The following is a 20,495-nucleotide window of genomic DNA, read 5'->3' as shown; positions in this document are numbered from 1 at the left end:
GCGAGCTCACTCCAGGTTCTGTACCTGCTCGCGCATCTGCTCGATGTAGACCTTGAGGTCCACCGAGATGCCGGTGAGTTCGGCTGACACTGACTTCGAGGCCAGCGTGTTGGCTTCGCGGTTGAGTTCCTGCATGAGGAAGTCCAGCCGCTTGCCGACGGCGCCGCCGGCCTTCAGCACGCGTTCCACTTCGTCAAGGTGCGTGGCAAGGCGCGTCAGCTCTTCCGCGACGTCCGCGCGCTGGGCGAACAGCGTCACTTCCTGGCGGATACGGTCGTCGTCCTGCGTCGCCATGGCTTCCTGCAGGCGTTGCGTCATGCGCTTGCGGTATTCCTCCACGGCGGCGGGAATCAGTGGCTCGGCAATCACCAGCTTGGCACGGATCGAGGTGACGCGTTCGCGCAAGGCCGTCACCAGTTTGGCGCCTTCGCGTGCGCGGCTGGCGCGCAACTCTTCCAGCGCTTGCTTGCCCAGCGCGTTCATGGCTTCGGCCAGCGTCTCCTGCGACAGCGTTTCTTCGGCCATGACACCAGGCCAGCGCAGCACTTCGCCGGTGGACAGCGGCTTGGCCTCCGGCATCAGCGCACGAACCTGGGCCTGGGCGCCGGCGAGGCGCTGCAGCATTTCGGTATTGACTGCAAGATCAGATGTTCCCTGAGCGGCCGCCTGTAAGTTGGCGCGGCATTCCACCTTGCCACGTGTTAGGCTCGCGCCGATAAGATCGCGCAACATCGGCTCGACAAAGCGGAGCTCTTCGGTGATGCGGAAGGTGGGATCCAGATAACGGGAGTTGACGCTGCGCAGCTCCAATTGCAACGACACGCTGCCAAGATTGCGGGTCAGCGCCGCGTAACCAGTCATGCTATATACCATTGGGATATTCCGTAAGGTGGTGGGATTGCTCAGATTGTCAGCTGCATCGATTGCGGGACTGCCGTGGCGCCAACCGTTTGTGCAATGCAGAACCAGCGGCGGATACTAACTCATGGCTATGCCGTCTCAAATAAATAGCCCCTTGCCACCGGGCTTCCAGCTCGAACAATACCGCATCGAACAGCAGCTCAGTCTCGGCGGGTTTTCCATCGTCTATCTGGCGACGGATGACCAGCAAGTGCCGGTTGCCATCAAGGAGTACCTGCCGAATTCGCTGGCCTTGCGCAAGGCCGGCGAGATCGAGCCGCAGATCACCGAGGAGCATCAGGCCGCGTTCCGTTACGGCATGAAGTGCTTCTTCGAAGAAGGCCGTTCGCTGGCCAAGCTGATGCACCCCAACGTAGTGCGCGTGCTCAACTTCTTCCGCGCCAACGGCACCGTCTACATGGTGATGCAGTTCGAGCGCGGTCGCACGCTTCAGGATTTCATCCACCGCAACAAGGGCCATATCAAGGAGCGCTTCATCCGCGGCGTGTTTACGCGCCTCCTGAATGGTCTGCGCGAAGTGCACGCCCACAAGCTGCTGCACCTCGACATCAAGCCTTCGAACATCTATCTGCGCAACGATGGCACGCCGGTCTTGCTCGACTTCGGCGCTGCACGCCAGACCCTGGCGCAGGACACGCCGATGCTCAAGCCCATGTACACGCCGGGCTTTGCGCCACCCGAACAGTTCAATGACCGCGACAATCTGGGTCCGTGGAGCGACATCTACAGCGTAGGCGCTTCGATGTATGCCTGCCTGTCCGGCTCTGCGCCGCAGCGTTCCGACGAACGCATCAAGAAAGATCTGCTGGAGCCGGCCACCAAGCGCTGGGCGGGCGAGTACTCCATCCACATGCTGGAAACGATCGACTGGTGCCTGCTGATCAATCCGCTGGAGCGGCCGCAAAGTGTTTATGCGCTGCAGAAAGCCTTGCTCACGCGCTCACGCCACATCGCCCCCAAGCCGCCGACCACCTTGATCGGCAAAGTCAGCACCCGTTTGCGCTCCTTACTCAAGAAGGCCTGACGCGCCATGAGAGCATCATGAAATTCACCATTTATCAGGAAAGCCGCGCTGGTGCCCGCCCTAATAATCAGGATCGCGTGGCCTACAGCTACTCACGGGAATCGCTGCTCATGGTCGTTGCCGACGGTATGGGCGGGCATCTGCACGGCGAGATCGCTGCGCAGATCGCCACCCAGTACCTGATTGAAGCCTTCCAGCAAGCTGCCCAGCCGCAGATCCGCGATGAGCTGATGTTCCTGTCGCGTGCGCTGACCAATGCACACAACGCCATCGTCGACTACGCCTACGACAAGCGCCTGCCCGACGCGCCGCGCACCACCATCGTCGCCTGCCTCGTGCAGAACAGCGTGGCCTACTGGGCGCATGCTGGCGATTCGCGTCTCTACCTGATCCGCCGCGGCCGTACAGCTGCACAGACGCGCGACCATTCGCGCTTGCAGCTGATGATCGATCAGGGCCTCATCACTGAAGAAGAAGCGCTACATCACCCGGCGCGCAATCGCGTCTTCAGCTGCCTCGGCGGCACGCATTCGCCGCAGGTCGAGTTTTCGAGCGCTACGCCGTTGTTCGCCAATGACCTCATCGTCATGTGCACTGACGGAGTGTGGGGCAACCTCGAAGGCGAGGAAATCGTCGACATCATGGGCGAGGCCAACATCCTCGAAGCCTCGCCGCGCATGCTGGCGCGTGCGGAATCCCGTGGTGGCCTGACCTGCGACAACCTCTCCATCATGGCGATGCGCTGGCACGACGACTACGCCGACGAGCATCCTTCGTCGATCTCGACCAACACCATGCCGATCGACACCATCACCACCAAGATGGACGGCTTCGGGCGTGGCGGGCGTGATGCCAATCCGCTGTCGGAGAACGAGATCGAGGCGGCGATCAAAGAGATCAACCAGGCGATCAAGAAATATTCCCGCTTCGATCCGGGTCGATAGCGTGTAAAGCTACTGCGCGGGCCGGGCTTGAAACTCCGGTGCTCGCTGTACTCGAGTACAGCTCCGCCTTAGTTGGCAACATCGGTTTCAATCGCGACCCGCTCGCTACGCTTTCCCCGCCATCGCCAGGTCTGGTTGAATGCGAAACCCAGCTCTGTCTTTTTCTGCTGCTTCTGTCGAAGATGCCGAAGCGCTTGTTGCGCTCCGCATCGAGGCCATGCGCGAGAGCCTTGAACGCATTGGTCGCTTCGATCCGGTTCGGGCACGCGAGCGTTTTCTGAATGGCTTCGAGCCTTCGCTGACGCGGCACATTGTGTTGGGTGGTGAGCGCGTTGGCTTTGTCGTGGTGAAGTCGCTGGATGATCATCTCTTGCTCGATCATCTCTATGTGCTTCCCGCCTTTCAGGGGCGGGGTATTGGCGCGCTGGTGCTGCGACAGGTTTGTGCGGAGGCTGCAACGAAGCGCCTGCCGATACGTGTCGGTGCCTTGCACGAAAGCGCTTCAAATCGTTTCTACCTGCGACATGGTTTCGTGAAAGTCGCGGAAGAGGAATTCGACATTTACTATCTGCGCGATTGGCAGTTGCCCTTTGCGTGACTGCATTTCATCAGGAATACATCATGACCAGACCTTCCGGCCGTACCCCCGATCAACTGCGCGAAGTGCGTATTACCCGTAATTTCACGCGCCACGCCGAGGGCTCGGTGCTGGTGCAGTTCGGCGATACGCATGTGCTGTGCACGGCCAGTGTGGAAGAGGGCGTGCCCGGCTTTCTGAAGGGCAAGGGACAGGGCTGGCTGACGGCGGAATACGGCATGCTGCCGCGTTCGACGCACACGCGCATGGCGCGCGAAGCGGCCAAGGGCAAGCAGAGCGGGCGCACGCAGGAGATCCAGCGCCTCATCGGCCGCAGCATGCGTGCGGTGGTCGATATGACTGCGTTGGGCGAGCGTCAGCTCATCATCGATTGCGATGTCTTGCAGGCCGATGGTGGTACGCGCACGGCATCGATCACCGGCGCCTGCGTCGCCGTGCATGACGCCTTGCAGGGATTGGTCACGCGTGGCGTGCTCGCAACCTCACCGCTGCGTGACTGGGTGGCGGCGATCTCGGTCGGTGTTTATCAAGGCGTGCCGGTGCTGGATCTGGACTACCCGGAGGACTCCGAGTGCGACACCGACATGAACGTCGTCATGACCGGCAGCGGTGGCTTCGTGGAAGTGCAAGGCACGGCTGAAGGCGCAGCCTTTTCGCGACAAGAACTGAACAGCCTGCTGGAGCTTGCCGAAGGCGGCATCGGCAAGCTGGTGGCGCTGCAGAAGCAGGCTGTCGGCAAGTAACTAGCGTTTGCCAGTCTTGTAGGCGGTGATGGCCGCCTTCAAGTCCTGATACTCCTCGCACTGGCTATTGCACAGCTTGGCCAGTGTGGCGAGGTTGGCTTCAGCCTTGTCGGGCTTGTTGGCCATCAGGAAAGCCTCGCCCTGGTACTCGTAGGCGCCACGATGCTTGGGGTCGAGGCTCAAGGCCTTATCGTAGTACTTGAACGCTGCATCGAGCTTGCCGTTCTTGCGATTGGCATACGCCAGCCAGTTCCAGGCATCCGCATTGCGCGGGTCCTGTGCTGTCACTTTCTCGAAGGCATTGACTGCTTCGGGCCAGTCCTTGTGCGTCAGCGCGGCGCGGCCGCGTGCCATGTCAGCAGCTCCCGGCGCGTTTGAGGCCTTTGCCCGCGGATCATCGTAGCTACCCACTGCCATGGCGCTTGCGCACAAGCTCGCCAGCGCCAGGCTGGCGACAAACTTTGCCGTTGTTCTCATGACGTTTCTCCTGGTGGGGTGAGGCAATAGCGCACCGCCATTGCCCTGTAACGAAAACAACCGGCGCAAGCGCCTTATTCCGGCCTTACTCCAGACCCTGGCTCGACAGGTACTCGTCGTAGGTGCCGCGGTAATCGACGATCTGGCCATCGGTCTTGATTTCGATGATGCGCGTGGCGATCGACGAGACGAATTCGCGGTCGTGCGAGACAAAGAACAGCGTGCCGTTGAAGTCCATCACGCCATTGTTGAGCGATTCGATGGATTCCATGTCGAGGTGGTTGGTCGGCTCGTCCATCAGCAGCACATTCTTGCGCTGAAGCATGAGCTTGCCGAACAGCATGCGACCTTGTTCGCCACCCGAGATCACCTTGACGGACTTCTTCACCTCGTCGCCCTTGAACAGCAAGCGACCCAAGGTGCCGCGGATCAACGTGGTCGCGTCATCACCGTCGTAGCCACCTTCGCGTACATAGCCGCTGATCCAGTCGGTGAGGCTTTCGCCCTTGGCAAAGTCTTCAGCGTGGTCCTGCGCGTAGTAGCCGGTCTTGGCTTTCTCGGCCCACTTGATCGCGCCCTTCTGTGGCGTGAGCTGGCCGACCAGCAACTTCAGCAGGGTGGTCTTGCCGACGCCGTTCTCGCCGATGATCGCGACCTTGTCACCTGCATCGATGGACAGCGTGAGCTTCTTGATGACGGGCTTGTCGGCCTCGTAACCAAAGGACAGGTTCTCGATTTCCACAGCCTGACGATGCAGCTTTTCCTTCTCGTCGTAGTCGAAACGCATCCACGGGTACTGACGCGAGGAAGGCTTGAATTCCTCGATCTTGATCTTGTCGATCTGCTTGGCGCGACTCGTCGCCTGACGCGCCTTCGACTTGTTGGCGGAGAAGCGGCGCACGAATTCCTGCAGTTCTGCGACCTTTTCTTTGGCACGGGCGTTGTCCTTGGCCTGCTGCTCGCGGGCTTGCTGCGAGGCTTCCATGTAATCGTCATAGTTGCCGGGGTAGGACTGGATGCGGCCGTAATCCAGGTCCGCCATGTGCGTGCACACCTGGTTCAGGAAGTGGCGGTCGTGAGAGATGATGATCATCGTGCTGTCGCGCCCGTTGAGCACGTTTTCCAGCCAGCGGATGGTGTTGATGTCCAGATTGTTGGTCGGCTCGTCGAGCAACAGGATTTCCGGATTGGCAAATAGCGCCTGGCACAGCAGTACGCGCAGCTTCCAGCCCGGCGCCACTTCGCTCATCGGGCCTGTATGTTGTTCAGTGGGAATGCCCACGCCCAGCAACAGCTCGCCCGCACGCGCCTCGGCCGTGTAGCCGTCGTACTCGGCGAACTTGCCTTCGAGCTCGGCGGCGTGCATGTAATCGTCTTCGGTCGCTTCCGGATTGGCGTAGATGGTGTCCTTCTCGTGCATCACCGCCCACATCTCGGCATGGCCCTGCATCACCACGTCGATGACGCGCTGCTCTTCGTAGCCGAATTGGTCCTGCTTCAGGAAGGCCATGCGCTCGCCGGAATCCAGCGCGACATTGCCGGCCGAGGGCTCAAGCGTGCCGGCAAGGATTTTCATGAAGGTCGATTTGCCTGCGCCGTTGGCGCCGATCAGACCGTAGCGATTGCCATCACCAAACTTGATGGAAACGTTCTCGAACAGGGGCTTGGCCCCGAACTGCATGGTGATGTTATTGGCGATGAGCACGGCGAAATCCTTATTGCGGACGGCAGGGGAGGCCGTCTTGACGCGAAGCCCCGGATTGTACCGTGCGGCCTTTACGTGCTCATAGCGCCGGGCTTCTATTCTTCAGCCGCACCCCAGCGTGCCATCAGCGCATGCGCAACGCCGAGCTGGTCGAGAATGCGCGCCACCACGAAATCCACCAGATCATCAATGGATTGTGGGTGGTGGTAGAAGCCGGGATTCGGCGGCAGGATCACCACGCCCATGCGAGACAGGCGCAGCATGTTCTCCAGGTGCAGAGTCGAAAAAGGCGTCTCGCGCGGCACCAGCACCAGTTTGCGGCCTTCCTTGAGGCACACGTCGGCCGCGCGCTCGATCAGGTTTGACGACAGCCCGGCCGCAACAGCGGCCAGCGTACCCATTGTGCACGGGCAGATCACCATCGCATCGGGTGGATTGGAGCCCGAAGCCAGCGGCGCGAACCACTCCTCGCGGCCGTAAACCTGCAACTGCTCGGCCGTCGCGCCGTAGCGCTCGGCAAACCAGGCCTGGGCGTCAGCCGCACGCGCCGGCAGCGCGAGGTCCAGCTCCTGCCGCGCAACGACCTGCGCCACCTGCGAGTACAACACCTGCACCCGGCTACCTGCCGCCAGCAGGCATTCGATCAGGCGCAAGCCATAGGGCATGCCGGACGCGCCGGTGAGTGCAACTGCGATTGTCTGGGTCATGAATGTCTCCGCATCAGCCCATGATCGCATCGTTCTGCGCGCCTGTCCCGCCCCTCAGCGTGTAGGAAAACGCGTCATGCCGGAAATTTTTGTTACCGGTACAACAAGAAACGGAGGTCATGACCTGCATGGCAGCCTTGCTTGAAAGGCCCGTGCTATCTGGGTTGCATTGAATACGAATGAAAAATAAGGGGAAACCCTTGTAAGACAAGTGCTTACTTTCTCACGCGGAAATGCCGAGAGCGCTTGTCCAGCAAAAAATCCTATGGCACCATCAATTTCACTGAGGGCGTCAAAAACATCAAACGCTCTACGGGGCCTCGCCGCCGGCGACGACGCAAAGCCGTCATACCAAAAAAATCAAGGAGTGGAGTCATGCAATCTAGTTTCAAATTGAGCGCGGCCGCCTCGGCTTGCGCCCTGGCCCTGTCGTTGTTGGTTACCGCGTGTGGCGGCGGAGATGATCCGGCGCCCAGCCCGACGCCAACCCCAACCCCAACGCCGACCCCAGCCCCAACGCCGACTCCATCGTCTTCGTCGTCCTCGGCATCGTCGGTGGCTGTAGTCACAACCACTTGGGGCTTCAACGATGCAAATTATGCAAGTGCTTCGGGCCTTTTCTCTGCTGCTTACAATGCAGCCTCTACTTCCGCAGCAGAGAACAACATTGCTCAAATCGAGCCCCAAACAGGGACGACCACTGAGCTTGCGGCGGCCGTTGCGGCAGGCACGAGCGCCAAGAGCGTGGATGGCCTGCTTTTCGAATCTTCGGCTGCTTCGGTTCTTCGCTACCGTACGCCGACTTTTGTGCCCTCCAGTGGCTCACCTCCCACGACATCCCTCTGGAATACCAACGGTTCGTTCTTTACCGCAAATACACCGGTGATTGCGACAGCTGCACTTGGTACAGATGTCACGACCTTGGGCAATATGCGGACCTGGTTGGGTGTTCCGGTTACTGCGGGCAGAGCGTTTACGGTCTCAGTAACCTTTAAGCCGACCAATGCCACGGCAGGTCAAGTGGCTTTGCTGGGAAGCAACAACACCATTCTGGCAATGGTCAACACGGGAACAGCCCAAGCTGAACAAACGCTTTCGTATAGTGGCGCAGCTTCTCATGCATTCACCAATGTCCGTGTGTTCTACAGCCGGGAAGGAGTAAGCAGCGGCGGTATCAATATCAGTGCTATTAGCCGGGTGCAGTAATCGCGCGGTGTTGTGTCTGATGAAAAAGCCCTCCCATTTGGAGGGCTTTTCTTTTTTTGAGTACTAGATGGAGCAAGGTGAGAGCCTGCTCTATATGATCTGCCGATGCCGCTACGCGCCAGACTTTCCAATCCCTACCTCCTTCTGACTCTTACCGTCCTGTTCTGGTCCGGCAACTGGGTCGTAGGTCGCGGTTTCCGAGGTGACGTGCCACCTGTGGCGCTGGCTTTCTGGCGCTGGGCGATTGCCTTTGTCTGTGTCTTGCCCTTCGCATGGCCGTACCGCGCCCAGCTCAAGCCGGCCTTGCGCGATCATTGGCGCATTCTCGGCGTGCTCGGCTTGCTGGGCATCACCGGCTACAACACCCTGGCATACGTGGGGCTACAGACCACCACGGCGACCAACGGGGTGCTGCTGAATTCCTTCATTCCCATCGTCATCATTGCCCTGTCATGGGCTTTCTTTGCTCAGCGTCTGGTATGGCGGGAGGGGCTGGGCATTGCCGTGTCCCTCGTTGGGGTCAGTGTCATCGTGGCGCATGGCGAGCTGGCGCGTCTGGCTGCCCTGAGCTTCAACCCGGGCGATCTGTGGATCATGGCGTCCGTGCTGGTGTGGGCGGCCTACACGGTGCTGTTGCGGTTCCGTCCGCCGGAGCTGCACGCAATGGCCTTGTTATGCCTGCTGACGGGGATTGGCCTGTTGGGGCTGGCGCCGTTCTATGCCTGGGAGCTGGCGCAGGGGCGCTTGATCCATGCCACGCCCGCAGCGCTGGCGGGCATGGCCTATACCGGGATCTTTCCCGCATTCCTCGGCTACGTTTTCTGGAATCGTGCCGTGGCGCAAGTCGGCGGCGCGTTGGCAGGCCTGTTTATCCACATCATGCCGGTAGCGACGCCACTGCTTGCAGCGATATTCCTCGGCGAGGCGCCGCATCTCTATCACTTCGTCGGCATGGCCTTGATCCTTGGCGGCATCGTGGTCGCCAGCCGACGTACCGCCAACTAGATGGCGTAGTCGATGATGAGTGGCGCGTGGTCGGAAAAGCGCTGCGCAGTGTAGATGGATGCAGACTGCGCCGCAGCGGCGATGCCGGGCGTGGCGAGCTGGTAGTCGAGGCGCCACCCGACGTTGTTGGCTCGCGCCTGACCGCGATTGGACCACCACGTGTAGCAGGTATCGGTGGCCTCCGGGTGCAGGCGACGATAGACATCGACCCAGCCCTGCTCGTCCTGTACACGCGTCATCCAGGCGCGTTCTTCGGGCAGGAAGCCCGAGTTCTTCTGGTTGCTCTTCCAGTTCTTGAGGTCGATTTCTTTGTGCGCAATATTCCAGTCGGCGCAGACGATGACTTCACGGCCGCTGGCGAACAGGGCCGCCATGCGGGGGTAGAACAGCTCCATGAAGCGGAATTTGGCCAGCTGGCGTTCTTCCGAGCTCGAACCGGATGGCATGTACAGCGAGACCACGGAAAGCGCTTTGCCCTTGTAGCTGAAGTCGGCCTGGATGTAGCGACCCTCCGCATCGAACTCGCCTGACTCGACGCCGCGCACGGTGCGTTCGAGCGCATGGCGGAAATAGATCGCCACGCCACTGTAGCCGCGTTTTTCTGCGCAGAAGAAATGCCCGCTGAAGCCTGCCGGATTGAGCATCTCGTCTGTCATGTCGACTTCCTGGGCTTTGACCTCTTGCAAGCAGACGACGTCGGCTTCCTGTGTGGCCAGCCATTCAAAAAAACCTTTGGTCGCTGCGGACCGGATGCCGTTGAGGTTGGCCGTGATGACGCGTAACATCGCTCGTTCCCGTCGGTAAAAAGTTATAAATCGTGCATTTTAGTCAGGAATTTCTCGCCCTCGCTGTCAGCAAAGGCGTCTTGCGCTTCGGCGAGTTCAAAACAAAAGCCGGGCGCCTGTCCCCCTATTTCTTCAATTCTGCGTTGTTTGATGACGGAGAATCCTTTGCGCAGCTGAGCAACTACTACGCGCAAGCCATTCGCAGTTCCGGCATTGCCGTGGATACCTTGTTCGGCCCGGCCTACAAGGGTATACCGCTGGTGGCCGGTGCGGCGATTCAGTTGGCGGCGCAGGGCGTGAATCTGCCTTTCTGTTTCAACCGCAAGGAAGCCAAGGACCACGGCGAAGGCGGTACCTTGGTCGGAGCGCCGCTCAAGGGCCGCGTGCTGGTTCTGGATGATGTGATCTCGGCGGGTACCTCGGTGCGCGAGTCGGTCGATATCATTCGCGCCAGTGGCGCGGAGTTGGCCGGCGTGGTGATTGCAATCGATCGCATGGAGCGGGGCACCGGCGAGAAGAGTGCAGTGCAGGAAGTGCGTGACAGTTTTGGCGTGCCGGTGATCGCAGTTGCGACGCTGGACGATTTGATGCGATTCATCACAGACAGCCCGCAGTTCGCCGACAAATTCGAGGCCGTGAAGCGCTATCGTGACACTTACGGTGTTTCCTGAGCCAGGCCGTATTACAACCAGGGAGTTGAGTGACTTGATCCTGACGCGCTTGCTGACCGTTGCTGCATTGTTGCTGGCCAGCCCGCTTGTGCTGGGCCAGACGCATACTTACTGCTGCACCGACGCGAGTGGCCGCCGTGCTTGTGGCGATACCTTGCCGCAGGTTTGCTACGAGCGCGCCTATCGCGAAGTGACTCCCGGTGGCCGTGTGGTGCGCGAGGTTGAGGCGCCGCTGACCTCGGAACAGCGTACCAAGCGAGATGCAGAGCTCAAGGTACAGCGTGACAAGGCCATCAAGGAGGCTGAGGCCAAGCGGCGTGATCGCGTGCTTCTGGATAGCTATGCGACGGTCACGGAGATCGATGCGCGACGCGATCGCGAGCTCGCCTCGATCACCGCAGACCTGAAGCGCGCAAAGACGCAAGAGGCCGATCTGCTGCAGGTGCGCGCCAAGCTCGAGAAGCTCAAGCCCGCTACGGGCGCCATTCCGCGCGACGTGGTGGAGGACTTGATGACCAACACCTCGGAGCTTGCTGCCGCGCGATCCATCATCGACAGCAAGCAGCGCGACATCGACGCGACGCGCGCGCGCTTTGAAACTGATCGCAATCGCTTTCTCGAGCTGTCGCAAGTGCCTGCCAATCCGCGCTGATTCGCGCTTGCGCTGCGTGGCCAGCCCCGGCTCACCCACGCATTATTCTTCCTTGAAATCCCGCCTGCCCAATGGTCTTCCCTGACCAGACTTCGGGGCAGGCGCGCGACGGATTTTAATATTCATTGACCATCATTTCATCATCCGGCCCCGGGGTGTTCCGGGGGCTTGGGAGGTGCTTGTCCGAGGTGTGTGACGCAATTTGCATCCCGCCACAGAAATGGCTTTCAACCTTTGACGGTTTGGTTCGTTATAGAGGGTGTGGGCAGTCGACGGAGCAGAGCTGCCCACAGCCGACCGGGAGCCCACAAAATGGTGAACATCATGGATATGACATCAGGCGCACGCCTCACCGATGCCGAGCGTTACGGCGAAGAAGTCTTGAATGCAAACTGGCTGCCGCAAGCAGCACTGGGGTTGGGTTTGCAGACGGTCAGTGAAACCAGCGTGAAGCCACGAACGCCGCAAGTGCCGGCGCTGACCGACATTGACGGTTTCATGTCGCGTCTCTACAGCTCGCAAGAATAAACAACACCTGCGTGACGTGCGTGGCGTTCGCTGCGCACGTCCGTCTCGCCGTTCACAATGCGTGCGTGCGGTCGCCGCGCGTGAAGCCGAGTAGCGGCTCCCCGATTCCTTTCCCCACTGCCAACACCTTGAACAGCTCGCCCATTTCGTGCGGGCCGATCAGCCTTTGCAGCGCGCGGGCAGCGCGCAGATAGTCTGCGCCGTCCGACGGTCCGCGCTTCTCCAGCAGTTGCAGCACGCCGCAGTTGACCAGAAAACTGGCCTGCGTGGTGTAGCCCAGCACGTCGAGACCGGCATCGTAGGCGGCTTCGGCGCTCGCCGTGAAATCCACGAAGGCTGTAATGTCATTGAGCCCCGGCCATTGCAGGAGCTCGGTATGCGCACGGTGGCGGTAGTAGCACTGCAGCGTTCCGGTGCTGCGTGCGGGCAGGTAGTACTCGGCCTGTGGGTAGCCGTAGTCGATCAGCAGCAGTGCGCCGCGTTGCAGACTGCGCGCCCACTCGGCGAGCCAGGCACGCGAGGCCAGGCATATCTCGCTGGCATACTCGTCAGGGCCGTCGATGCGGACCGGCAAGGCTTGCACGGCGGTCGCCAGCCTGGCATCGAGTTCGCGCTCGGCCCAGACGAGTTGTCCATCGGAGAGGCTGACGCCGCGCTCATGACATTCCCCGTTGCGCCAGACGAGGCAATGTACCGGCATCACGTCGAGCACTTCATTGGCGACGATGCAGCCTTCGAAACTGGCGGGTAAGGCGTCGAGCCAGCGCACGCGCGCGGCAAGGTGGGGTACGCGCGCTTGCAGCGTCTGCGCCTGGCGCTCACGCAGCTCACCTGAAAGTTCGAGAATGTCGTAGCGCTCCGGCAGCATGTCGCTGGCTTCCAGCGCCGTAAGTAAATCTGCAGCGAGCGCACCGGTGCCGGCGCCGACCTCGATCAGTTGCCGCGCAGACAGCGACATGACCTGTGCCACTTGTGCGGCCAGTGCCGAGCCGTAGAGCGGTGAGATTTCAGGCGCGGTGATGAAATCGCCATCCGCGCCGAACTTGCGCGAACCGCCACTGTAATAACCCAGGCCCGGGGTGTAGAGCGCTTCTTCCATGTAGCGCGCAAAACTGATCCAGCCGTCCGCGGCGGTGATCGAATGCCGTAGCTGTGCGAGCAATGCGTCCGAATGCGCTTGCGCGTCTGCGCCCGGCAGCGGGAGTTGATTGAGTTCCTTCATACGTCGGATTGTAACGGTGGGCTGATGGGTGTGCCGGGTACAATCCGGAGGCGCTGATCAGCTCAATCCTCCCATCCGCCCCTGCCTCCAGTCACACATCGCTCATGAGTGAAGCCCAGACAGAAACCGCCGCCGACGCCAATCGCGAAGTCCTGCCAATCTTTCCGCTGGGCAATGTGTTGCTGCCGCAAGGGCGCATGAAGCTGCGCATCTTCGAAGCGCGTTACATGGACATGATTGCGGCCTGCATGCAGGCCAACAGCGCTTTCGGCATCTGCCTGATCGAGCACGGCAATGAGGTAGGCGAAGCAGCGCAGCCACATCGTGTCGGCGTCGAGGCGCGGGTCATCGATTGGGACATGGCACAGCAAGGCATGCTCGGCATCACGGTCAGCGGTGGCCGCCGTTTCCGCATTGCCGACTATGTGGTCACGCCGAAGAATACTGTCGAGGCGAGCATCGACTGGTTGAGCGAGGCTGACATGGAGGTGCCCGCGGAATACGCGAGCATGCAGTCACTGCTGCAACTGGCGGCGGCGGACAAGGGGCAGGAGGTGATTGCCGCGCCTTATCGCTTCGATGACGCGAACTGGGTGGGGTACCGCTTTACGGAGATCTTGCCGATTCCGCCGCTGGCGCGCTTGCGCTTGCTGGAGCTGGAAGATCCGACCTTGCGGCTGTCGATCATCTTCCAGTACCTCAGCGATCACAAATTACTGGGGCGTTGACGAGCGACGCTGGTTCGCCAGCGTATTCGACAAGGAGTCGTCCCAGCCGACCAGCCCAAGTTCGTGCAACTTGCGCAGGTCTTCGGCGGCTCCTGCCCCGATGGTGGCCTGCAGATCGCCAACCCGTTTGTTGCCGTCAATCTGGATCAGCAGCGCACGCAGACGTGCCTCCAGCTTGTGCGCACGGGTGCGGATTTCCTCCGTGCCGGAGGTCGTCTTGCGGGGGATGAATGTTGGATCCAAGGTCACGTCCTGATATGCCAATGGCAATTTGACTATTGATGAGTCAAGGTTACGCTGCCGTTGTTGCGCTGCACATCAGGAACAACCCTTGTCAGCGTGCGTGATGTCACGATTTGACACACATGCTGTAGGCGGATTTGTGACGTTGTGCACGCTCTTTGTCTCATCGTCTTGTCGTCGCCACTTGCTGATTGTTGCCTGACGTGCAACAGGCAATCCCATCCTGGCGTATTCACCCGGGTTCGCGAATCACCTAGAGTGCGCCCCATCGACGCATCGATTGGCGTCGCTCCTGCGCAGTACATGGTTGCGTGCACGACGCACGCATTGCAGGACAAACATACGAGGGATCACATGAACAACTACATGCATCTGGCGGGCCGCATCCTGCTCGCCATCATTTTCGTGCTGTCGGGTTTCGGCAAGCTGGGCAACCCGGCAGGTACGGCGGGCTACATGCAGGCGATGGGGGTACCGACCATCCTGTTGTGGCCGACGGTGGCGCTTGAGCTGCTGGGCGGCATTGCCATCGTCATCGGCTTCCAGACGCGTTGGGTGGCATTGGCGCTGGCGGCGTTCAGCGTGATTTCAGCTGCGATCTTCCACAGCAACTTTGCCGACCAGATGCAGATGATCCATTTCCTCAAGAACCTCGCGATCGCGGGGGGCTTCCTGTTGCTGGCCTCTACCGGCGCGACGGCGCTGAGCATCGACAGTCGCAAGAAGTAACAGACAAGTCCGTTGATGTAATTACAGGCCTGCCGACCTTGTCGGCAGGCCTGTTCATTTCTCCGCAGCGGGTTCGGGTGTCACGGCTTTGTTACGGCGCTTGTCGCGCAGATAGCTGGTATGGCTGCGTACTTCGATATCGAATAGATCGGTCGCGCGGAACAGGTCGATGGGCTTCTTGTAGCCGTAGTTGCGCGAGTCGAACGACGCCTGGTTGGCAATGTGCTGACCGACGCGCCCGAAGTGCGACCAGCCATCGTCGCCTTCTGCGGCTTGCACGGCGTTGCGCAGAAGTTTGACGAGACGCGTGTCACCCTTGAGTTCTTTTGCCGAGCGTTTGACGACGGTGGCCGCAGCGCCCGGCTCCTCGTCAGCAATCTCGTTCTCGAGGTAGAGGAATTTCGAACAGGCATTCACGAAAGCGGCCGGCGCCTTGCGTTCGCCGAAGCCGACGACCATCTTGCCGTCGGCCTGCAGGCGCGTGGCCAGTGGCGTGAAATCCGAATCCGATGAGACTAGCGCGAACACTTCGACCTTGCGCGCGTAGAGCGTGTCCATCGCGTCGATCACCAGAGCAATGTCGGTCGCGTTCTTGCCCTTGGTGAGATCGAACTGCTGGATCGGCTGGATGGCGTACTCGTGCAGCACGCGCTCCCATGAGTTGAGGCGCTCGCCCTTCCAGTTGCCGTAAGCACGGCGGATGCCGACCGTGCCGAGGGCTGCCAGCTCGTTGAGGATGACTTCGATATGCGACGCAGGTGCGTTGTCTGCATCGATGAAGAGCGCGACGAAACGATCGGGGACGGCGGTCATTGCGGGTTCCATGAGCATGGCCGGTGCGGCACAGCTGCATTGTAGAGGGCTTCGCCGATGACGCCAGCCTGGTAGGCACGGCTGGGAGAAATGAAAAGGGCGCCTGGGCGCCCTGTTTTCACGCTGCGGTGCTGGCCGCTCAGAGGATCTGTGTCGTCTGCTCGAAGCTCAGGCGCGGGTTGCGCGGATAGTTGCCGGCCGCATCGCCGTAGCCGAGGTTGATGAGGAAGTTGGTGCGCCACTTGCCGTCGGGGAAGAACTCGGCGTCGACCTTGGCGGCATCGAAGCCGGCCATCGGGCCGCAATCGAGGCCCAGCATGCGTGCAGCGATGATGAAATAAGCGCCCTGCAGGGTGCCGTCACGGAAGCCTGTCTTCTCGGCTACGGCAGCATTCGCCTGGAACATCGGGCGTGCGTCATAAGCCGGGAACAGCGTGGGCAGGTGCTCGTAGAACTCGTTGTCGATGGCGACGATGACGGTGATCGGTGCCGCCATGGTCTTTTCCAGATTGCCGGCGGACAGCGCCGGACGCAGCCGCTCGCGCGACTCCTTCGAGCGCAGGAAGACGAAGCGGCCGGCCTGGCTGTTCAGCGAGGTCGGGCCCCACTTCATCAGATCGACGATCTCGCGCAGGGTCTCGTCCGTCACCGGTTGATCGGTGAATTTGTTGAAGGTGCGTGCGTTGCGAAAGGCAATGTCGAGGGCTTCTTGTGGGGCGAGCTGCAGGGTCATGCGTGTTCTCCAGGCTGCGAAAGGACGTGGTTGATCTGATCGATGAAGGCTTGTGGCTGGCCGTAGTGCTGCGAGTGATCGAGGCGTACGCGGCGCTTGCCGGTCTCGAGTACGAAGGTCGGAAAGCCTTGTCCGCCACTGGCCTGCAACATGGCGCGTGCAATGCGCACTTCGCCGAACAAGGCCTCGCGTTGCGAGCCCTGCATCGCATCGAAGGCGTCGGCGGGCAGGCCGCGTGCGATGGCCAATGCCTGCAGGCGTTCGGGCTGGCAAACGTCGTGGCCGGCTTCGTAGTGCGCCTGCTGGATGGCTTCCAGCATGTCCAGTCCCGCGGCGGGTGCCAGCGCTTCGGCGGCAAGCACGCTGAGCGAAGGCAGGGTCGAATCGAGAATGATGGGCGCAGGATTCTTCACGCGCGCGATGTAGGGTGCGCCGAAGGGCACGCCGGTCAATTGGTGAATGCGTTGGTCCGCTTCGAGGATGTGCTGGCGAAACGGCAAGCCGAGCTCGCGTGGCCCCTCGAACAACAGGCCCGGATGCAGGCGCAGCGCGACGCTTTCGCCGAGCGGGCTGCTGCTGAATGCACGTAGCAGTGGCGAGGCGGCATAGCACCAGCCACAGAGTGGATCGAAAATGTAATGCAGGGTGGCCTGTGGGGCCTCGGCGGACGGATCGATAGTCATGCCCCGCACTCTAGGCGAGTGTGGCCCGGCGAAAAAGCCATGCGGCTGCAACTCACTGTTGCTGTAAGCAGGACAATCCGGACAAGGCGTGCCGCCATTGCGGAGGCGCGCATTGTCCCGTGCAGGTGCTCAGCCTTCGAGTGCCAGCGTGGCCAGATCGGCCTGCAGGTGTCGTGCGATGGCCGTGACGATCAGCATGTGGTCTGCGCGTGGTGCGAGGCCGGACACCGAGACGGCGCCGATCACGTTCGCACTGCCGCGCAGACGGATCGGGAAGCTGCCGCCCACGGCCTCGTACTCGCTGCGCGTCGAGCCGGTGCGTGCATCCAGCGTCGTGTCCATCTTCTGCGTGTCGAGGCCGACGAGGAAGGAGCTCTTGCCGAAGCGCATCACCGTGTTGCGCTTGCGGCGGATCCAGTCCGCGTGGCCGGGGTTGGTGCCCGCCATGGCATAGATGAAGAGGGGCGTGCCGGCCAAGGTGATGTCGATGGCGACGGCCACGCCTTGCGCTTCAGCGCTCTCTTTCAGCAGGCAGCCCAGCGTCCAGGCCGTTGTTGTGTCGAACTGGTCGAACTGCAGGGTCTTTTCCTGCAGGTTTGCGCGGGCGATGTCATTTTCCAGATTCACGTGTGTTGCTCCTTCTTGTTTGATCGGTGCCTGTGCGTTCAGTCCAGCGCCTTGCCGACAACTTCCGCGACATCACTCGACAAGCCGACTTGCGCCTTGATGCGTTCGAGCTGTTCGCGGGCCTTGGCCTGCCGTGCCGGGTCGAACTTCTTCCAGCGGTCGAAGGTGCGGGCGATACGCGAGGCGACCTGCGGGTTGAGCGGGTCGAGTTGCAGGATCACGTCTGCTGCCAGCTTGTAACCGCTGCCGTCTGCTGCGTGGAAGTGTTTCGGGTTGGCCGCGCAGAAGGCGCGGACGAGCGCATACACCTTGTTCGGGTTGCGGATGTCGAAGGCTTCGTGGGCCATGAGGGCGCGTACGTCGCTGCCGGTGTTCGGCAGGCGCGAGGTGGATTGCACTTGCAGCCACTTGTCGACGACCAGTGCTTCGCCTTTCCATCTGGCATAGAAAGCATCGAGCACGCTGTGGCGTGCCGGCACGTCCAGATTGGCCAGCGCGGCGAGCGCCGCCATGGTGTCGGTCATGTTGGCGGCCTGCTCGTAGTGGGCCAGCACGAGCGCGTGCGAGGCTTCATCGCCCAGCTCGGCGAGGTAGGACAGGCAGACGTTGCGCAGTGCGCGCTTGCCGGCCTGCTCGCTGTCCGGCGAATACGGGCGGTCCACTTTCAGGTCGTGGTAGGCCTTGAGCAGGGGCTCACGCAGGGCCTGGGCGAGGTGCTGGCGCAAGGCCAGACGTGCGAGGTGGATGGCGTCCGGTTCGACGACTTCCATCTGCTCGGCGAGATAAGTCTCGGCCGGTAGAACCAGTGCTTCGGCGACGAGCGCCGGATCGCCGTCGGCCGTGAAGGCAGAGGCCAGCAGGCGGCGCATGGCTTCGACATAGCTCTCCGGAATCCACGTGTCGGCGGGCACGGAAGGCGCCGCGATGCCCTTCAGCAGGATGCCGGTGGCGAGACGCTGGGCGGCTTCCCAGCGATTGACGGCGTCGCTGTCGAAGGCCATCAGGTGCGTCAGCTCGTCGTTGCTGTAGGGGTAGTCGAGCACCACCGGCGCGGAGAAGCCGCGCAGCAACGAGGGCACCGGTTCGGCGTCGACATCGGCGAAGACGAAGCGCTGCTTGTCCTTGCGGATCGACAGTGTGCATTGCGTGCCCTGCACGCGCTCTTCACCAGCAAGGCGCAGTGGCAGCTCGTTGCCCTTGGCGTCGAGCAGGCCGAGCACCAGCGGCATGTAGTAGGGGCCGCGTGCGATGCCGTTGCCTTCGGCGGTCATGCGCTCCTCATACGGCGTGGCCGGGTACTGCTGTTCCACGTCCAGCGTGTAGCGTTTGCCCGCCGCGTCGTAGCTGCTGCGCACGATCAGCTTGGGCGTGCCGGCCTGGTTGTACCAGCGCTGGAACTGGTCGAGGTTGAGGCCGGATGCATCCTGCATCGCCGCGACGAAGTCCTCGCAGGTGACGGCCTGGCCATCGTGGCGCGCGAAGTACAGATCCATGCCCTTGCGGAAGGCGTCCTTGCCGATCAGGGTGTGGATCATGCGGATCACTTCCGCGCCCTTTTCGTAGACCGTCGCCGTGTAGAAATTGTTGATCTCGGCGTAGCTGGCCGGGCGGATCGGGTGCGCCATCGGGCCCGCATCTTCGGGGTACTGCGCGGCGCGCAGGGTACGTACTTCCTGGATACGTGTGACGCCAGCGGAGTGCACGTCCATGCCGAAATTCTGGTCGCGGAAAACGGTGAGGCCTTCCTTGAGCGACAGCTGGAACCAGTCGCGGCAGGTGACGCGGTTGCCGGTCCAGTTGTGGAAGTACTCGTGCGCGACGACGCGATCGATGTTCTGGTAGTCCGTGTCGGTTGCCGTGTCGGGGCGCGCCAGAACGAACTTGGTATTGAAGATGTTGAGGCCCTTGTTCTCCATCGCCCCCATGTTGAAGTCGCCAACGGCAACGATCATGTAGTGCTCAAGATCCATCTCGAGGCCGAACACATCCTCGTCCCACTTCATCGACAGCTTCAGTGCGGCCAGCGCATGCGCGCACTGGTCGAGCTTGCCGGGCTCGACGTACACCGCGCAGCGCACGCGGCGGCCGGAGGTCGTGACGTAGGTGTCCTCGACGACTTCCAGCTTCGCGGCGACGCAGGCGAACAGGTAGGCGGGCTTGGCAAAGGGATCTTGCCACTTTGCCCAGTGACGGCCTCCGTCTTCGTCACCCTGCGCGACCGGGTTACCGTTCGACAGCAGTACAGGGAAGCGGCTCTTGTCTGCATGCAGCGTGCATGTGAAGCGCGCCATGACATCGGGACGATCCGGGTAGAAGGTGATGCGGCGGAAGCCCTGTGCTTCGCATTGCGTGAAGTAGCCGTCCTTGGAGCGGTAGAGGCCCGACAGCTGGGTGTTCTTGTCCGGTTCGATGCGCACCACGGTTTCGAGCACAAAGTCATCCGGCACGCTGGTGATGGTGAGCTTGTCGCCGCTGTATGCGTATTCGTCCGCGCCAAGCGGGCGACCATCAATGCGGATGCTCTCCAGGTGCAAGTCTTCGCCGTCGAGCAGCAGCGCGCCAGCAGCAGCGTCTGGATTGCGGCGCATCGCCAGGCGGGCGCTGACAAGGGCGAAACCGTCGTTGATGGCGATATCCAGATCGACCGTATCGACCAGCCAGGTCGGGGGCGCATAGTCCTTCAGGTAAATCGTCTGGGGGGCATTCATGGAAAAGGGGCTCCGGTGGGTCTCTGCGGGGTTTCCGCATATT

General features: G+C 61.5%; 23 protein-coding genes. 11 read left to right on the top strand and 12 right to left on the bottom strand.

The genetic code is table 11. The features are described from left to right. Positions 1-6 precede the first annotated feature (6 nt). Entirely contained in the window at positions 7-873 is an 867-nt protein-coding gene (locus tag VVD49_RS03280; RefSeq protein WP_327597697.1) for a YicC/YloC family endoribonuclease, read from the bottom strand. A 118-nt stretch (positions 874-991) separates the two neighbouring features. On the opposite strand from VVD49_RS03280, the gene VVD49_RS03275 reads away from it, so the two are divergent. From VVD49_RS03275 to rph, 4 genes are all read left to right on the top strand, one after another. Then, entirely contained in the window at positions 992-1,945 is a 954-nt protein-coding gene (locus tag VVD49_RS03275; protein WP_327598938.1) for a serine/threonine protein kinase, read from the top strand. A 17-nt stretch (positions 1,946-1,962) separates the two neighbouring features. Next, positions 1,963-2,889 carry a PP2C family protein-serine/threonine phosphatase gene (locus VVD49_RS03270; RefSeq protein WP_327597696.1) on the top strand — a complete coding sequence of 309 codons (927 nt, stop codon included), beginning with the start codon at positions 1,963-1,965 and terminating at the stop codon, positions 2,887-2,889. Positions 2,890-3,028: 139 nt separating this feature from the next. After that, positions 3,029-3,487, top strand: a complete 459-nt coding sequence (locus VVD49_RS03265) for a GNAT family N-acetyltransferase (RefSeq protein ID WP_327597695.1) — start codon at positions 3,029-3,031, stop codon at positions 3,485-3,487. Positions 3,488-3,510: 23 nt separating this feature from the next. Continuing rightward, positions 3,511-4,230, top strand: a complete 720-nt coding sequence (rph, locus tag VVD49_RS03260; protein WP_327597694.1) for a ribonuclease PH — start codon at positions 3,511-3,513, stop codon at positions 4,228-4,230. Here the strand turns inward: rph and VVD49_RS03255 are convergent, their stop codons facing one another. From VVD49_RS03255 to VVD49_RS03245, 3 genes are all read right to left on the bottom strand, one after another. Then, positions 4,231-4,707, bottom strand: coding sequence for a tetratricopeptide repeat protein (locus tag VVD49_RS03255; protein ID WP_327597693.1), 477 nt, complete (start codon positions 4,705-4,707; stop codon positions 4,231-4,233). An 85-nt stretch (positions 4,708-4,792) separates the two neighbouring features. Then, complete coding sequence (locus VVD49_RS03250) at positions 4,793-6,412, bottom strand: ABC-F family ATPase (protein ID WP_327597692.1); 1,620 nt, start codon at positions 6,410-6,412, stop codon at positions 4,793-4,795. Positions 6,413-6,507: 95 nt separating this feature from the next. Beyond that, positions 6,508-7,119, bottom strand: coding sequence for a flavin prenyltransferase UbiX (locus VVD49_RS03245; RefSeq protein WP_327597691.1), 612 nt, complete (start codon positions 7,117-7,119; stop codon positions 6,508-6,510). Positions 7,120-7,494: 375 nt separating this feature from the next. On the opposite strand from VVD49_RS03245, the gene VVD49_RS03240 reads away from it, so the two are divergent. Next, positions 7,495-8,325 (top strand): hypothetical protein, encoded by an 831-nt coding sequence (locus VVD49_RS03240; RefSeq protein ID WP_327597690.1) that lies wholly within the window; start codon positions 7,495-7,497, stop codon positions 8,323-8,325. A gap of 105 nt (positions 8,326-8,430) precedes the next feature. Next, a complete protein-coding gene (locus VVD49_RS03235; protein WP_327597689.1) occupies positions 8,431-9,330 on the top strand; it encodes a DMT family transporter in 900 nt (299 codons plus the stop codon). Here VVD49_RS03235 and VVD49_RS03230 read toward each other — a convergent pair. Beyond that, positions 9,327-10,115 carry an exodeoxyribonuclease III gene (locus VVD49_RS03230; protein WP_327597688.1) on the bottom strand — a complete coding sequence of 263 codons (789 nt, stop codon included), beginning with the start codon at positions 10,113-10,115 and terminating at the stop codon, positions 9,327-9,329. The two genes, VVD49_RS03235 and VVD49_RS03230, sit on opposite strands and share 4 nt — an antisense overlap. Before the next feature lie 32 nt (positions 10,116-10,147). On the opposite strand from VVD49_RS03230, the gene pyrE reads away from it, so the two are divergent. The 3 genes from pyrE to VVD49_RS03215 all read left to right on the top strand — a co-directional run bounded on the left by pyrE (position 10,148) and on the right by VVD49_RS03215 (position 11,966). Beyond that, the gene (gene pyrE / locus VVD49_RS03225; protein WP_327597687.1) at positions 10,148-10,786 is read left to right on the top strand and encodes an orotate phosphoribosyltransferase; all 639 of its coding nucleotides are present in this window, start codon (positions 10,148-10,150) and stop codon (positions 10,784-10,786) included. A gap of 25 nt (positions 10,787-10,811) precedes the next feature. Continuing rightward, entirely contained in the window at positions 10,812-11,438 is a 627-nt protein-coding gene (locus VVD49_RS03220; RefSeq protein WP_327597686.1) for a hypothetical protein, read from the top strand. A gap of 324 nt (positions 11,439-11,762) precedes the next feature. Then, positions 11,763-11,966, top strand: a complete 204-nt coding sequence (locus VVD49_RS03215; RefSeq protein ID WP_327597685.1) for a hypothetical protein — start codon at positions 11,763-11,765, stop codon at positions 11,964-11,966. Between the two features lie 52 nt (positions 11,967-12,018). Here the strand turns inward: VVD49_RS03215 and VVD49_RS03210 are convergent, their stop codons facing one another. Then, on the bottom strand, positions 12,019-13,188 hold the full coding sequence (locus tag VVD49_RS03210; RefSeq protein ID WP_327597684.1) for a class I SAM-dependent methyltransferase: 1,170 nt from the start codon (positions 13,186-13,188) through the stop codon (positions 12,019-12,021). A 104-nt stretch (positions 13,189-13,292) separates the two neighbouring features. Between VVD49_RS03210 and VVD49_RS03205 the strand changes: the two genes are divergently transcribed. Continuing rightward, positions 13,293-13,916 (top strand): LON peptidase substrate-binding domain-containing protein, encoded by a 624-nt coding sequence (locus VVD49_RS03205; protein ID WP_327597683.1) that lies wholly within the window; start codon positions 13,293-13,295, stop codon positions 13,914-13,916. Here VVD49_RS03205 and VVD49_RS03200 read toward each other — a convergent pair. Then, positions 13,902-14,159: a hypothetical protein gene (locus tag VVD49_RS03200; RefSeq protein ID WP_327597682.1), complete on the bottom strand. Its 258-nt coding sequence runs from the start codon at positions 14,157-14,159 to the stop codon at positions 13,902-13,904. The genes VVD49_RS03205 and VVD49_RS03200 overlap by 15 nt on opposite strands. A 303-nt stretch (positions 14,160-14,462) precedes the next feature. Between VVD49_RS03200 and VVD49_RS03195 the strand changes: the two genes are divergently transcribed. Then, entirely contained in the window at positions 14,463-14,888 is a 426-nt protein-coding gene (locus VVD49_RS03195; RefSeq protein WP_327598937.1) for a DoxX family protein, read from the top strand. A gap of 54 nt (positions 14,889-14,942) precedes the next feature. Here VVD49_RS03195 and VVD49_RS03190 read toward each other — a convergent pair whose 3' ends face one another. From VVD49_RS03190 to pepN, 5 genes are all read right to left on the bottom strand, one after another. Beyond that, on the bottom strand, positions 14,943-15,701 hold the full coding sequence (locus VVD49_RS03190; RefSeq protein ID WP_327597681.1) for an NYN domain-containing protein: 759 nt from the start codon (positions 15,699-15,701) through the stop codon (positions 14,943-14,945). A gap of 139 nt (positions 15,702-15,840) precedes the next feature. Beyond that, on the bottom strand, positions 15,841-16,434 hold the full coding sequence (locus tag VVD49_RS03185) for a malonic semialdehyde reductase (RefSeq protein ID WP_327597680.1): 594 nt from the start codon (positions 16,432-16,434) through the stop codon (positions 15,841-15,843). Beyond that, positions 16,431-17,117: a DsbA family protein gene (locus VVD49_RS03180; RefSeq protein ID WP_327597679.1), complete on the bottom strand. Its 687-nt coding sequence runs from the start codon at positions 17,115-17,117 to the stop codon at positions 16,431-16,433. Before VVD49_RS03180 ends, VVD49_RS03185 begins: the two co-directional genes overlap by 4 nt. A 129-nt stretch (positions 17,118-17,246) precedes the next feature. Beyond that, positions 17,247-17,744 carry a heme-degrading domain-containing protein gene (locus VVD49_RS03175; RefSeq protein ID WP_327597678.1) on the bottom strand — a complete coding sequence of 166 codons (498 nt, stop codon included), beginning with the start codon at positions 17,742-17,744 and terminating at the stop codon, positions 17,247-17,249. A 38-nt stretch (positions 17,745-17,782) separates the two neighbouring features. Beyond that, positions 17,783-20,452 (bottom strand): aminopeptidase N, encoded by a 2,670-nt coding sequence (pepN, locus tag VVD49_RS03170; RefSeq protein WP_327597677.1) that lies wholly within the window; start codon positions 20,450-20,452, stop codon positions 17,783-17,785. Positions 20,453-20,495: the final 43 nt, after the last annotated feature.

It is taken from the genome of Uliginosibacterium silvisoli (assembly GCF_036017035.1).
In the GTDB taxonomy this organism is placed as follows: Bacteria; Pseudomonadota; Gammaproteobacteria; order Burkholderiales; family Rhodocyclaceae; genus Viridibacterium; species Viridibacterium silvisoli.
The sequence above is the reverse complement of the archived record's forward strand: the minus strand, read 5'-3'. Positions and strand labels throughout refer to the sequence as shown.

Excerpts from the sequence above, each read along its gene's own strand:
- VVD49_RS03280 (WP_327597697.1), bottom strand. The coding sequence starts at position 873 with ATGGTATATAGCATGACTGGTTACGCGGCGCTGACCCGCAATCTTGGC.
- VVD49_RS03275 (WP_327598938.1), top strand. The coding sequence starts at position 992 with ATGCCGTCTCAAATAAATAGCCCCTTGCCACCGGGCTTCCAGCTCGAA.
- VVD49_RS03270 (WP_327597696.1), top strand. The coding sequence starts at position 1,963 with ATGAAATTCACCATTTATCAGGAAAGCCGCGCTGGTGCCCGCCCTAAT.
- VVD49_RS03265 (WP_327597695.1), top strand. The coding sequence starts at position 3,029 with ATGCGAAACCCAGCTCTGTCTTTTTCTGCTGCTTCTGTCGAAGATGCC.
- rph (WP_327597694.1), top strand. The coding sequence starts at position 3,511 with ATGACCAGACCTTCCGGCCGTACCCCCGATCAACTGCGCGAAGTGCGT.
- VVD49_RS03255 (WP_327597693.1), bottom strand. The coding sequence starts at position 4,707 with ATGAGAACAACGGCAAAGTTTGTCGCCAGCCTGGCGCTGGCGAGCTTG.
- VVD49_RS03245 (WP_327597691.1), bottom strand. The coding sequence starts at position 7,119 with ATGACCCAGACAATCGCAGTTGCACTCACCGGCGCGTCCGGCATGCCC.
- VVD49_RS03240 (WP_327597690.1), top strand. The coding sequence starts at position 7,495 with ATGCAATCTAGTTTCAAATTGAGCGCGGCCGCCTCGGCTTGCGCCCTG.
- VVD49_RS03235 (WP_327597689.1), top strand. The coding sequence starts at position 8,431 with ATGCCGCTACGCGCCAGACTTTCCAATCCCTACCTCCTTCTGACTCTT.
- VVD49_RS03230 (WP_327597688.1), bottom strand. The coding sequence starts at position 10,115 with ATGTTACGCGTCATCACGGCCAACCTCAACGGCATCCGGTCCGCAGCG.
- VVD49_RS03215 (WP_327597685.1), top strand. The coding sequence starts at position 11,763 with ATGGATATGACATCAGGCGCACGCCTCACCGATGCCGAGCGTTACGGC.
- VVD49_RS03210 (WP_327597684.1), bottom strand. The coding sequence starts at position 13,188 with ATGAAGGAACTCAATCAACTCCCGCTGCCGGGCGCAGACGCGCAAGCG.
- VVD49_RS03205 (WP_327597683.1), top strand. The coding sequence starts at position 13,293 with ATGAGTGAAGCCCAGACAGAAACCGCCGCCGACGCCAATCGCGAAGTC.
- VVD49_RS03195 (WP_327598937.1), top strand. The coding sequence starts at position 14,463 with ATGGTTGCGTGCACGACGCACGCATTGCAGGACAAACATACGAGGGAT.
- VVD49_RS03190 (WP_327597681.1), bottom strand. The coding sequence starts at position 15,701 with ATGACCGCCGTCCCCGATCGTTTCGTCGCGCTCTTCATCGATGCAGAC.
- VVD49_RS03185 (WP_327597680.1), bottom strand. The coding sequence starts at position 16,434 with ATGACCCTGCAGCTCGCCCCACAAGAAGCCCTCGACATTGCCTTTCGC.
- VVD49_RS03180 (WP_327597679.1), bottom strand. The coding sequence starts at position 17,117 with ATGACTATCGATCCGTCCGCCGAGGCCCCACAGGCCACCCTGCATTAC.
- pepN (WP_327597677.1), bottom strand. The coding sequence starts at position 20,452 with ATGAATGCCCCCCAGACGATTTACCTGAAGGACTATGCGCCCCCGACC.